The sequence below is a fragment of the Rhodococcus spongiicola genome, assembly GCF_004011835.1.
In the GTDB taxonomy this organism is placed as follows: Bacteria; Actinomycetota; Actinomycetes; order Mycobacteriales; family Mycobacteriaceae; genus Prescottella; species Prescottella spongiicola.
The window spans coordinates 130,443-142,787 of the sequence record NZ_RKLN01000005.1 but is presented as its reverse complement, the minus strand read 5'-3'; the positions used below and the strand labels follow the sequence as shown (position 1 = coordinate 142,787).

At 66.2% G+C, this 12,345-nt stretch carries 10 protein-coding genes; 5 read left to right on the top strand and 5 right to left on the bottom strand.

What is annotated here, in order from left to right:
- The first annotated feature begins 30 nt into the window (after positions 1-30).
- Together EF834_RS14090 and EF834_RS14085 are read left to right on the top strand one after the other, a co-directional pair.
- On the top strand, positions 31-909 hold the full coding sequence (locus EF834_RS14090; RefSeq protein WP_127947860.1) for a hypothetical protein: 879 nt from the start codon (positions 31-33) through the stop codon (positions 907-909).
- Positions 910-920: 11 nt separating this feature from the next.
- Entirely contained in the window at positions 921-1,313 is a 393-nt protein-coding gene (locus EF834_RS14085; protein WP_127947859.1) for a GntR family transcriptional regulator, read from the top strand.
- Between the two features lie 25 nt (positions 1,314-1,338).
- On the opposite strand, the gene EF834_RS14080 is transcribed toward EF834_RS14085, so the two are convergent.
- From EF834_RS14080 to EF834_RS14065, 4 genes are all read right to left on the bottom strand, one after another.
- A complete protein-coding gene (locus EF834_RS14080; protein WP_206615285.1) occupies positions 1,339-3,819 on the bottom strand; it encodes a beta-glucosidase family protein in 2,481 nt (826 codons plus the stop codon).
- 47 nt (positions 3,820-3,866) lie between these two features.
- Positions 3,867-5,189, bottom strand: coding sequence for an MFS transporter (locus EF834_RS14075; RefSeq protein WP_127947858.1), 1,323 nt, complete (start codon positions 5,187-5,189; stop codon positions 3,867-3,869).
- 53 nt (positions 5,190-5,242) lie between these two features.
- The gene (locus EF834_RS14070) at positions 5,243-6,556 is read right to left on the bottom strand and encodes an MFS transporter (RefSeq protein ID WP_127947857.1); all 1,314 of its coding nucleotides are present in this window, start codon (positions 6,554-6,556) and stop codon (positions 5,243-5,245) included.
- A 224-nt stretch (positions 6,557-6,780) separates the two neighbouring features.
- A complete protein-coding gene (locus EF834_RS14065) occupies positions 6,781-7,086 on the bottom strand; it encodes a hypothetical protein (RefSeq protein ID WP_127947856.1) in 306 nt (101 codons plus the stop codon).
- A gap of 166 nt (positions 7,087-7,252) precedes the next feature.
- Here EF834_RS14065 and EF834_RS14060 point away from each other — a divergent pair, with 166 nt between their 5' ends.
- Together EF834_RS14060 and EF834_RS14055 are read left to right on the top strand one after the other, a co-directional pair.
- Positions 7,253-7,603 carry an inorganic pyrophosphatase gene (locus EF834_RS14060; protein ID WP_127947855.1) on the top strand — a complete coding sequence of 117 codons (351 nt, stop codon included), beginning with the start codon at positions 7,253-7,255 and terminating at the stop codon, positions 7,601-7,603.
- A gap of 66 nt (positions 7,604-7,669) precedes the next feature.
- The gene (locus tag EF834_RS14055) at positions 7,670-8,050 is read left to right on the top strand and encodes a phage holin family protein (RefSeq protein WP_127947854.1); all 381 of its coding nucleotides are present in this window, start codon (positions 7,670-7,672) and stop codon (positions 8,048-8,050) included.
- A gap of 16 nt (positions 8,051-8,066) precedes the next feature.
- Here EF834_RS14055 and EF834_RS14050 read toward each other — a convergent pair whose 3' ends face one another.
- Positions 8,067-8,936, bottom strand: coding sequence for a 1,4-dihydroxy-2-naphthoate polyprenyltransferase (locus EF834_RS14050; protein WP_127947853.1), 870 nt, complete (start codon positions 8,934-8,936; stop codon positions 8,067-8,069).
- A gap of 69 nt (positions 8,937-9,005) precedes the next feature.
- On the opposite strand from EF834_RS14050, the gene EF834_RS14045 reads away from it, so the two are divergent.
- Positions 9,006-12,341, top strand: a complete 3,336-nt coding sequence (locus EF834_RS14045) for an AfsR/SARP family transcriptional regulator (protein ID WP_235871208.1) — start codon at positions 9,006-9,008, stop codon at positions 12,339-12,341.
- Positions 12,342-12,345: the final 4 nt, after the last annotated feature.

Genomic DNA, 12,345 nt, shown 5'->3' with positions numbered 1-12,345 from the left:
GAGCTGACACAGTAGTACTTGGAGGAATCGATGGTCTTGTCTCCGCTGTTCGTGTTCGTCCTGTTTACGCTTGTTGCGGCACTCGTGCTGATTCAGGCGGGATTCAGTGATGCAGTGGCGGCACGGCGCTCGGACATGCCGGCCTCGGCGAAAGACGCGCGTCGCCGGAGTGCGCTGTTGCTCATGGCGGGCGGTGTTCTCGCGCTCCCCGTCGGATTCGCTCTGCTGTGGTGGAACGACTTCGGGCGTGGGCCTGTGACGCTGGTGCCTGGGGTAGTCACATGTCTGGCCATCGGGCTTGCCCTGAGCGCCTCGAGTATCGATCGGGTCGACCGCGATTCGTCCGAACGGGAGGCGAGCCTGGTACCTCGATCGCTGAGGTCTGTTGTGCCACTGCGCTTCACCGTTGCCGCGGTGGTGGGGGTGCTGCTTGCCATCGGGGGGCTGATCGCTACGACGCTCACGGCATCGGCAGACTCCTTCAGCAACGAGATGCGCGCGTTCTCGATCTCACACGGAGACATCGGCCGTACGTTCTCGCCCTACCCGGGATCCTTCTACTCCTCCCCTCTGATCATCGCGATCGTCTTGGTTCTGGTCCTCGCTCTGGTCTGCGCAAAGGGCGCCCAGCGATGGGGCGCAGTCGATACTGGGGTTTACGACATGGCGCTTCGGACCCGAATCGCGACCCGCGGAGTTGCATGTGCTGCAGCAATTTCGGCGTTCGGGCTCTTCGTCGCAGGGTTCTCTCTACAGAAGGCAGCAGGTGCGGTTGCAAGTGTTGGCGACACGAGCTGGGGCTGGAAGGCGGCCGGAATCCTCGGGGTGGGAATGATGATCTACAGCGGCGCTCTCGGCCTGTGGGCCATCGTCCGATTCGTTGCGCCACAGCCACTGGTGTTGCGATGACCGGTGTCGCGATGAACAGTTCGCGAGTCGTAGTTCGTTCCGACGATCTACTGCCCCCCTATGAGCAGATTCGTCGGCAGATCGTCGCTCTCATCATGTCCGGCCAGATCTCACCGGGGGACAAACTTCCGTCGTTGAGGCAACTCGCGAAGGACCTCGACGTCGCAATCGGCACCGTCGCACGCGCGTATCGCGACTTGGAGCAGGAAGGGTGGGTGGAGTCACGACGCGGCAAGGGGACTCAAGTTGCCCGCACGCGACCACAGTCTGCTTCCCCACCGTCACCCGATTTGCTGGAGAGGTTGGCCAGGGACTATCTCACCGCGGTCGTGGCCGCGGGATTCGACGCCGAAGACGCGTTGTCGGCACTGACGGCCATCCGAGCCGAGGATGGTCCTACCTGAGGCACTTCCTCTGGCGCGCAAGGACTCAGGAGCCGGCAGGCACGGCTTCGAGCCGGGCCCGGACATCGCCGAGTCCGCGCGCGAGAAGAAACTGTCCGCGGCCCGACAGCGGAGTCCACCGTGAAGCGGACGTGTCCCACCGGCGTAGCGCTCGGGGATCGGCCGACACCTCGACGTCGGCGGAGGATCCGGCCTCGACAGTCACGCCCTGCCAGCCGACCAGACGCACCGGCTGGTCGCGTTCGTCGGGGGCGAAGTACAACTGGACCACCTCGCGGCTACTTCGGCCGCCGACGTTGGCCACGGTCACGTGCACACGCGAGCCGCCGGCCAGGCGGGCGTCGCGGTACTCCCACGAGGAGTAGCCCAGGCCGTGGCCGAACCAGAAGCTCGGCTCCGGGGCTCGACCGGCGTGATGGCCGCGATACCCGATGAAGGTCCCCTCGGTGTACTCCAGGTCGCCGCCCACGGGTGTCACCGACCAGGCCGGGCTCTGCCCGTCCTCGGGCGGGAACGTGGTGACCAGTCGGCCCGACGGCTCGATGGTGCCGTAGAGGGTTGCCGCGACGGCGTGTCCGGCCTCCTGGCCGGGCAGCCCGACCCAGAGGATCGCGTCCACGTCGTCGCGCCACGGCATGATCACCGGTGTCGCGGCGTTGACCACCACGACGGTCTTGCGGGCAGCCGACGCGACGGCCGAGACCAGAGCATCCTGATCGCCCGGCAGGTGCAGTGTCGACTTGTCGAACGCCTCGGTTTCCCGTTCTTCGGTGGTGCCGACCACGACCACCGCGACGTCGGCTTCGGCCGCGGCCGATACCGCCTCGGCGATGGCGTCGGCGCTGCTGCGTTGAGCAGGAGCCACTGTCACGGAGAACCTGCCGGGGGTCATGGGCCGCCGGACGGCACCGCTGATCTCGGTGCCCGATCCGACGACCACGGTGTCCAACCGGAACGGCGGCTTCTGCATCGCCCCACCCAGAATCTCGTCCAACGACGGACCCGGCCGGCCGGCGTGGGCGTCGTCGGCCAGTGGTGGACCCAGGGTGTACTCGAAGCCGGCGTCACCGGCGTTCAGGGTCCAGTCGCCGACGCCCATTGCGCCTACATCGATGGGTCCCTCGAGAGTGGTCACCGCACGAAACTCGACAGCGGCAACGTCGACGTCGAGGTCGTCGTCCCAGCCCACGGTTGTGACTGCCGAGGCTGAACGTCGTTCCTCGATTACCGACCCGTCCACGGAACGCAACACGAAGTGCATTCCGGGTTCACGGGTCTCCGGGTCGAGCAGGACACCTCGCTGTATCGAACCCGGTCGGGTGCGTACGGCGACGCCGTCGACGACGGTGACCGGTGTTCCCGTCAGCGCAGCGATGCCCTCGGCAATACTGACCTGGTGGGGTGGATTGACCTCCGCGGAACCGCCTCCCATGCATACGGTGTCGAGGGCGTGTCTGCCGATCAGGACGGCCGACTGGTCTTGCCGCAGCGGGAGGGTGCCTTCGTTGTTGGTCAAGACCGTCATCCCGGCGGCTGCGAGCCGCGTCAGTTGCTCTCTGCGTTCGGGTGACGTCGGCGTGGGTAGATCCGAGGGGTACTGCCGGTGCTCACCCAGAGCCCCGACCCGCGCGGCCAGCACCAAGAGGCGATTGACGTGATCGTCGATCACCGACATCGGAACCTCTCCCGCCTCCACGGCGGCTACCAATGCCTCGCCCCAAGGACCGCCGGGGCCGGGCATGACCAGATCCAGGCCTCCGTTGGCGGCGGGGGCAGCCGTCTTGGTTGCGAACCAGTCGGACATGAGCAGGCCGCTGTAATTCCACTCGCCTTTGACGATCTCGTTGTTGACGTGCACGTGCTCCGTGGCGGCAACCCCGTTGACGTTGTTGTACCCATCCATGATCGACCAGGGATCTGCATCGGCGACCGCGATCTCGAACGGCGTCAGGTACAACTCGCGGAGCGTGGCCTCGTCGACGACGCTGTTCATGGTGTGGCGTTCGGTCTCGGACTCGTTGGCTACCAGGTGCTTGAGGCATGCGCCGACTCCAGCGTCCTGCAGTCCGCGTACGTACGCCGTCGCGAGCAGACCGGTCAGCAGCGGGTCCTCCGAATACGCCTCGAAGAGGCGGCCCCCGAGGGGGGAGCGGTGGAGGTTGATAGTCGGACCGAGAACCACGTGAATCCGTTGTGCCAGTGCCTCTTCCGCAAGAAGCTGGCCGACGTCGTAGAGCAGGCGAGTGTCCCAACTCGACGCCAGTACCGTTGCGTTGGGAAGCAAGGTCACCTCACGAACCCCACTGGAGTCGAGCCCGCGGACTCCGGTTGGGCCGTCCGACAGGCGCAACTCGCCGAGGCCAATCGTATCGTCAGCGGCGGTAGTGAATGTCGTTGCACCGGTGAGGAGCCGGACCTTCGACGGAAGATCGAGAGACGCGATCAGGCCCGCATGGGTCGGCGTTCCTGAACTGTCCTCGACGGGTTTGGAACTGCGACTGTTCACGGGTTGCTCCTTCTCGATCGGTAGGCACTGTGAAGGTGGTGGGGTCGCTACCGCGCCTTGATGGGAAGGACCGCCATCGCTCCGACGAACACGGCGACCCCGGCGACGCCGAGCAGCAACGTGTAGTTCTGCCCGCCGCTTCCCACCTCGAGCAGCACTGCGCCGATCAGTGGTGCGAGCGACTGTGGGAGGGCGTTTGCCATGTTGAACATGCCGAGATCCTTTGCAGGGTTGTCGGGATCGGGCAGTACGGCGAGTACGAGCGCGAAGTTGGAGGCGAAGTAGATCCCATAGGCGATGCCCAGGGCAGCTTCGATGATGTAGAAGCCGCCTACCGTATCGACGCCGATCAAGAGCAGTGTGCCGATGGCGTAGATCATCGTCGATATGAATACCGGCGCCTTCCGGCGATTCAGTCGATCGGCGACGTAGCCGGCGATCTGGGTGGTAACCAACAACGCGATCGTGTAGATGAGCACTGCAGTCGCTACAGCGCTCGTCGCTGCACTCAGGTCGAGGCCAACCTGATCTTGAACCCAGAACAGTCGGAAGGTGACGAACAAATACATGCCCACGAACAGCAGCAAGCGCGAAAGGATCACCCAGATAAAGTCCGGGTGCTTACGCGGACTCACCCAGAACATCGTGATCCAGCCGCGAGCGCGCATGCGCGGTGGTTTGACGGTGAGTGGTTTGTCAGGGAGCACGATCGCAAAGATGCTCATGCCGACCAAGCCGATGACGGCCGGCACCATGAACAACGCCAGCATGTTCGATTCGAAGAAGCTGGCGATGTAGGTGGAGGCGAGGATTCCCAGGTTCTGCGTGATGTTGACGTACCCGGAGATACTTGCGTGCCGGTGCGGTGGGATCTGGTCGGGGATGGTTGCCAGATAGGCGGCGAAGGCCGCGTTCGCCAAGACTTGTGCGATGAACCAACCGATCACCAATACAACGACACTGTTGGCGAGCGCGATAGCGAGCAGGGCCACGGCCAGCCCTACGCTTCCCCCGATGATCCACGGTCGTCGGCGGCCCCACGGCCCGGTGGTGCGGTCCGAGATGCGCCCGAAGACGGGATTGGCGATCATTGCTGCGATCGCTCCGACTCCGAGTACCAATCCGGTGGCCTGGGGCGCATCGTCTTCGCCGACCAGAGAGATCAGTTTGATCCCCATGCTCACCAGTACCGGCCCCAGCAGCGCTACGAACAGCGCGAACTGCGCGAACCCGAATGCGACCAGATACGGGATCCGGGGCATCTCAGTTGGGGGAGCAAGCACCGAGCCTTCCGCTGGAGGAGGGTTCGGAGCATTTTCTGCGCTTCCGCGCTCGACGTCGCCTGGACCTGTCGGCGTACCCGCTGACATCAGAACTCCTCTCCGCCTTGCCGAGTCAGCGCGGCGCGAGTGTGGATAGGGCTCTACCTCACCTTCTTCACCTTCAGGATGGCGACGGCTCCGAGCAGTGCTACTACAGCGCTGGCGATGTAGAGGAGCGTGTAGTTCTGGCCCCCCGATCCGATGGCGAGCAGCCCTGCACCGAACAACGGCGCGAGTGATTGGGGGGCGGCGTTGGCGATGTTGAAGATCCCGAGATCCTTCGCGATATTTTCGGGATCGGGAAGCACCTCGATGACCAGGGCGAGGTCCGCCCCGAAGTAGATCCCGTACGCGATCCCGAGGATTGCTTCCACCACGTAGAAGCCGGTGACCGTGGTGACACCGGCAAGCAGTCCGAAGCCGAGCGCGGACATTGCGACCGAGATGAATACCAGGGGCTTGCGCCGCTTGATCCGATCGGAGACCATCCCGGCAATCTGCCCGGTGAACATCAGGATCACCGTGTATATGAGTACCCCGGTGGCCACGACCGAGGCGGCGGTATCGGTGTCGAGACCGATGCGGTCTTGCATCCAGAACAGCCGGAAGGAGGTGAACAGGAAGAGACCGATGAAGAACAGGAAGCGCGAGAGGAACGCCCAGGCGAAGTCCGGGTGCTCGCGTGGGTTGACCCAGATCAACGAAAGCCACTCGCGCGCGCCCCGTGACGGGGGCCTCTCGAGTAGCGGCTTGTCCGGAAGTACGAGTGAGTACACGACCATGCCGACCACGCCGATGGCGGCTGGGACCATGAAGATCGCAACGATGCTCGACGACAGAAAACTCACGGCGTAGACGGCGACGAGAATCCCTGCCTGCTGCATGACGTTCACCAACGCCGAGATACTTGCATGACGGTGGACGGGGATCTGATCGGCGATGGTGGCCAAGTAGGCCGCCAAGGCGGCGTTCGCGACGAGTTGCGCTACGAACCAGCTGGCGACCAGAACCGGAACGCTGTCGCTGATCGCCATGACGAACAGGCACAGAGCGAGTCCGATGCTGCCGCCGATCATCCATGGCCGGCGCCGTCCCCAGGGTCCGGTCGTGCGGTCGGACAGGTAGCCGAATATGGGACCGGCGACCAGTGCCGCGATCGCGCCCACGCCGAGGACCAATCCCGCCGCCTGTGGTGCATTGTCGGACCCGACCACTGCGGTGAGTTTGATCGCGATGCTCACTGTCGGTGGTCCGAGCAGCGCAACGAACAGAGCGAACTGCGCGAACGCGAACGCGGCCAGAACCCGCGGCTTGGGCATCTCGGTCGGCGAACTCAGAGCTTGGCGTTCGGCCAACCCGACGCCTGGGTCGCGGTTCTCACCTCCCCCCGGAGTGCCATCTGCAGTAGTGGCCATGAAAGCTCCTCCAGCCGAAGTCGGCGGGATGGCTGATTCCGCGATGAATTACTGCGGTCGTGATTGGGGCCACAGTTCAATGTCCACTGTGAAACCTAGATCCGTTAGTGTGGTATGACAAGAGTTTCTTTTGCGATCTCATCCTCCCCCCGAAACACGCTGGTAGGGGCACTCTCGCAACGGAATTGCCGACGCCTGGCGGCGGGCCGACCAGGCCCTGGTCGCTACCCGTCCGACTTGGAAACGAGCTGGGATACGAGCGCGGTGGTCCCGGCGACGACTCCGACCGAGGGCCAGGCGCCGATCTTCTTCGCGAGGGGGTGCGAGCCGCCGAACGCCGCGACGTAGGTGCCGAGGAGTGCCGCGGCCCGGCCGGGCCCCGAACTCTTGGCCCAGTTGTACGTGCAGACGCCCCCGGCTGCCGCGAGTACCGCGCCACCGAGCTGGCGGTTGCCGGTCTGGCGGGCGACGGCGTACCCGCCGACGAGTCCTGCGGCGGCGAGGGCGGAGGTGGCGGTCTTGCTCAGCATGGTGGGATTCTCCCGTTCCGATCGTGGGGACGTTTCGATTCGAGGCTAGGCCGCGCCGTTCACGAGCCAGTCGGCGGTGTGGTGTGTCGGCGGATCTCTTTGACATACCTGCCCACTGCCCAGAGTTCTGGGCCGCCGGCCTGGCTCGTCATGGCAGGCTTGAGTTATGACGAACCTCGTGGCCTACTTCGCGGCCCTCGACGAGTTGGTCCGCAAGACTCCGCTGCGAATCGACCGTCCGACGGGGAGCGCACATCCGCGATTCCCGGAGGTCGTCTATCCGGTCGACCACGGCTATCTCGAGGAGACGGCGGGTAGGGACCGCGAAGGCGTGGACGTGTTCCGCGGGTCGGCAGAAGGCACCGGCATCGTTGGGGTCGCGCTCACTGCCGACCTGACCAAGCGCGACGTCGACGTGGTGGTGTTGCTCGATTGCACCGACGACGAGGTCGATCGCATCGAACACTTCCTGCACGAGCGGCTTCGATTGAACGCGGCCATCGTCCGGCGGGCGTGACGGGCCGAGCGGAGTCGTCGCTCACCACAACTCTCCTGCCGGACCGGTTCGTGTCAGCATGAACCCATGACACTCGTGATTCGTCTGGTGATCAACGCGTTCGCCATCTGGCTCGCCGCTCAGTGGGTGAGTGGTATAGAGATTGCCCGCTCGGGGGAGGGGACCGGCGCGGACGTGTTGATCGTCCTCGGCATCGCTTTGGTATTCACCGCCGTCAACGCATTCGTGAAGCCGATCGTGAAGCTGTTCTCGCTACCCCTACTGATCCTCACGCTCGGCTTGTTCACCCTGGTCATCAATGCGTTGATGTTGCTGCTGACGTCGTGGATCAGTTCGCAGACCGATTGGGGTCTCAGCGTCGACGGCTTCTGGACCGCAGTGTGGGGGGCGATCATCATCTCGTTGGTGAACGTCGTGCTCAGCGCCCTCGTCCCCGACAAGCGCTGACCTCGGGCACGGTCTGTCAGGTCAGCCCGAGCGCCAACGCGGTTGCCGTGGCCCACAACAACATCGATTGACCGGTGATCGCCAGCGCCGGTATCAGTGCTGGGCCACGGCTGCCGCCGCGGACTGGGGCATTCGCGCGCACCGCGAGCGGCAGCGCAATGAAGCCGACCAGCGCCCAGGGCGTGCGCACGAGCAGAGCGGCGGTGACGACGAAGGGGACGATCAGCAGGACGAGGTGCAGGATGCGGGTGCGCGCGTCACCGAGTCTGACTGCGAGGGTGATCTTCCCGGACTCGGTGTCGGAGGGGATGTCGCGCAAGTTGTTGGCCACGAGCACGGCGCTCGAGTACGAGCCGACCGCGACAGCGGCTAGCAGCCCGGCCCAGTCGACCCGGCCGGCCTGGACGAACTGGGTACCCAGGACCGCGACGAGGCCGAAGAACACGAACACCGCGATCTCGCCGAAACCGCTGTATCCGTAAGGCTTCTTGCCGCCGGTGTAGTACCAGGCGCCGAGGATGCACAGTGCGCCGACGAGAATCAGCCACCACGCCGACAACAGCGCCAGGACCAGGCCGGCCACAGCTGCCACCGCGAAACACATCATCGCCGCGGTCTTTACCGCGGCGGGCGAGGCCAGCTTGGAGCCGACGAGACGCAGCGGGCCCACTCGCTCGTCATCGGTGCCACGGATACCGTCCGAGTAGTCGTTGGCGAAGTTCACCGCGACGATCAACGCGAGCGACACGATCAGCGCGAGAAGTGCCTTCCACCACACCGCGGCGTCGAGCGAGGCGGCCGCGCCGGTGCCCGCGAGGACCGGTGCGATCGCGTTCGGGAGGGTGCGCGGTCGGGCGCCCTCGATCCACTGGGACACAGAAGCCATGCCTCGATCCTGTCACCTTCGGAGTTTCAAAGTGGCCGCCGGTCGGCTCGTCCAATACGCTCGCCGCTTGTGCAGCCTGTGACGAGAATCCCCGACATTCCTGCACCTGTGCGACTGCCCGTCCAGGTGGAGGTGGCCGTGCTGGGCGATGTGGCCACCCGCAGGGACGGCGCCCTGGTCGCACTGGCCGGAGCCCGGGCCCGGAGTCTGCTGGTCGCGCTCGCGAGGCGGCCCGGAAGGAGTCGTGGTGCCGCGGCTCTCGTCGAGGACGTGTGGGGCGACGCGCCTCCCAAGTCACCGGCGAATGCCCTGCACACCCAGATCTCACGGCTGCGTGCGGTGCTGCCGGACGGCGCTGTCGAGGCCGGGCCCGCAGGCTACCGGCTCACTCTCGCAGCCGAACGGGTCGATCTGGCGCGGGCGAGGCAGCTTTCCCGGGTGGCGGGCGAGCAGCATGCCGACGGCGATCACCTAGGCGCTATCGAGACCGTGCAACTGGCCGGCGCGCTGTGGCGCGGCGAGCCGGGGGCGGACCTGCCCGACGGCGACCTTGCACGCGATCTGGCGAGAGAGGCGGCCACGTACCGCGACGCGCTCGCAGCGACGGAACTCGCCGCTCTGTTCGCCTTGGGTGAGTTCGAGCGAGCCCTCCCGAAGGCGCGCGCCGTCGCGGACGCTGCGCCGTTGGAAGAGGCTGCGCACGCCGTGCTGATGGAGTGCCTGCACGGTGGAGGTCGATCGAACGAGGCGCTGGAGGTGTTCGCCGGTCTGCGGGATCGGCTCGCTGCTCGACTCGGGGCCGACCCATCGGCGCGGCTTGTCGACCTCAATGCGGCGATCCTGCGCGGTGGCGTCGAGCCGGCAATCCGGGCCGTCCGGGATGACGCGAGTGCCACACGCGGATCTGAGCCCGCAACATTGCCGAAAACACTGCCGAACGTGATCGGATTGCGTGCTGCGCCGAACCGACTGCTCGGCCGCACGGAAGATCTGGACGCGCTCGAGAGTCTGCTCGAGCGTTCGCGGGTTGTCACGGTGCTGGGGCCGGGTGGCACCGGCAAGACTCGGGTGGCCCATGCGCTCGGTGCCCAGGTGTCCGAGCGGATGCCGGTCGCTCTCGTCGAACTGGCGTCGGTACGCAGCGGCGAGGACCTGGTCGCCGCCATCAGCAGCACCCTCGGCCTCAGCGAGAGCGACCTCAGGCCTGGCGCATTGACGCGCGCGCACATCCATGACGCGCGGCAGCGGCTGCGCGACGCACTGTCGACCGGGCCGTCCCTGTTGGTGCTCGACAACTGCGAGCACCTTGTCGACGATGTCGCCGAGGTAGTGTCCGACCTGATCGGGGCGAGTGACCAACTCACTGTGCTCGCCACCAGTCGCTCCCCGATGTCGATCACCGCCGAGGCGGTGTATCCGTTACCGCCGCTGGCGATCAGCGACGAGAAGTCCCCGGCGACCGAGTTGTTCCGGACACGTGCGCTCGCGGTCCGGCCGTCGGCGCGTCTAGACCCGTCGGAGGTGACGCAGCTGTGCCGGACACTGGACGGGCTGCCGCTGGCGATCGAATTGGCCGCCGCGCGGGTTCGCACGATGAGCGTCGAGGAGATCAACGCCCGCCTCGTGGACCGCTTCGCGCTGCTGCGTTCGGGTAGCCGCACGTCTCCGGCACGGCACCGTAACCTGCACGCCGTCATCGAGTGGAGTTGGAACCTGCTGGAGGAGTCGGAACGCGCCGCGCTGCGCCGACTGTGCCGCTTCCCCTCCGGGTTCACCCTGGACGCCGCCATCGCGGTCGCGCAGTGGGACGGCGTCGAGGACGCGGCTGACGCACTCGAGGGGCTGGCGAACCACTCGATGCTGTCGGTTGTCGAACCGGCCTCCGGGACCGACTCGTTCGGGCTGCGGTACCACATGCTCGAGACCGTTCGTGAGTTTGGTGAAGAGCAGTTGCTCGTTGGTACGAACGGGTCGGAGGCCGAAGAAGTTCGGCGCAGGACGGCGCGGTGGGCCGAACAGCTCTCGCAGAAGGCCGTGCGTGATTTCTTTGCCGGCAAACAGACCTCGGTCGCCCACCGTGTCCGGGCCGAGCACGACAATCTCCGTGCCGTTCTCCGACATGCGCTGGCCGAGAAGCAGGTCCGGACCGCGTTGACGGTATTCCCGGTGCTCGGCGGCGTGTGGGCGGCCTGCGGCGCCCACTCCGAGGTTTCTACTTGGGCGCCGAGACTGCTGGACCTCGACGGATCGGCCCTCTCACCCGAGGAGGTCCCAGGCGACCACCTCGCCATAAGCTACGTGCTGGCCGCCGTTCATGTGACCACGGACGGAAACGTCCGCCCGGTAGCCATCGCACGGATCCGGTTGCGACGCCTTCTCGCTGCGCGACAAGACATCTCCGAACGACTGCGGATCGCAGCGGCGCTGGTGCTCACCCCGGCGACGGGCCGGGGAGTGTCGCGGTTGCTCGCGGCCGCAGTCCGCTCGTGCGATCCGGACGCCCGCATCATCGCGCTGATAGCAAGGGCCAGCCTCCGGCAGAACAACGGAGACCTGTACGGCTCCGAATCGGACGCCAAGCGTGCGCTCGCGCTGACGGCGGATTCCGACTCGTGGGATCACGCGCTGCTGAGCCAACATCTGGGCAGCGTCTGCGCTCAGTCCGGGCGGTACGCCGAGGCCATCGCCTACTACCGCCGCTCCGCCGAGGGGCTCTGGAAGCTGCATCTCTACGACGAGAACCTGCAAGTACGGGGATTCATGGTGGCCGCGATGGTCGGCGATGGGCAGATCGCCCAGGCGCGTGCGGAACTCGAGCGGCTCCGCCCGGCGCATCGCGGCGGGCTCGCGCGGGCCGACGATCCGCACAACCAGGCGTCGCTTGCGATGGGAACCGCGGAGGTGGATCTCGCGGCCGGGCTTGTGGACCAGGGTCTGGCCGAGTATCGGCGGGCCGCCGCGTGTGCCGGCGATCTCGAGGTATCGGTGGGGGTCGACCTCTACGAGATCATGGTGGCGGTGGCGGCCATCGACGCGCATGCCCTCGCCGGACGGATCGAGTCGGTCGTAGGTCTGGCGGACCGCCTGCCGTCCGTCGTCGTTGCCCGCCTTGGACCGGGAGGTTATGCCGATCTCACACTGGTGGGTGCGGTGGCGTGTGCCCTCGGTACGTTCGACATTACCGCCGGTCGTGATCTCGACCGGGGACTGCGGCTGCTCACGCTTTCCACGAGAGTGGCTGCCCGGCAGGACTGTCCGTCGATGCACCTGGACCGGCACCTGACGCGGGCGCGGACGGTCCTCGGCGACGCCCACGTCGCGACGGCGCTGGCGTCCGTGGAAGGGACGCCCCGCGCCGTCGCGCACCGCGAGATCCTCGACATCCTAGCCGCACTGGGCTCGTGAACCG

Coding starts and splice junctions, on each gene's coding strand:
- EF834_RS14090 (WP_127947860.1), top strand. CDS start 31: ATGGTCTTGTCTCCGCTGTTCGTGTTCGTCCTGTTTACGCTTGTTGCG.
- EF834_RS14085 (WP_127947859.1), top strand. CDS start 921: ATGAACAGTTCGCGAGTCGTAGTTCGTTCCGACGATCTACTGCCCCCC.
- EF834_RS14075 (WP_127947858.1), bottom strand. CDS start 5,189: ATGTCAGCGGGTACGCCGACAGGTCCAGGCGACGTCGAGCGCGGAAGC.
- EF834_RS14070 (WP_127947857.1), bottom strand. CDS start 6,556: ATGGCCACTACTGCAGATGGCACTCCGGGGGGAGGTGAGAACCGCGAC.
- EF834_RS14065 (WP_127947856.1), bottom strand. CDS start 7,086: ATGCTGAGCAAGACCGCCACCTCCGCCCTCGCCGCCGCAGGACTCGTC.
- EF834_RS14060 (WP_127947855.1), top strand. CDS start 7,253: ATGACGAACCTCGTGGCCTACTTCGCGGCCCTCGACGAGTTGGTCCGC.
- EF834_RS14055 (WP_127947854.1), top strand. CDS start 7,670: ATGACACTCGTGATTCGTCTGGTGATCAACGCGTTCGCCATCTGGCTC.
- EF834_RS14050 (WP_127947853.1), bottom strand. CDS start 8,936: ATGGCTTCTGTGTCCCAGTGGATCGAGGGCGCCCGACCGCGCACCCTC.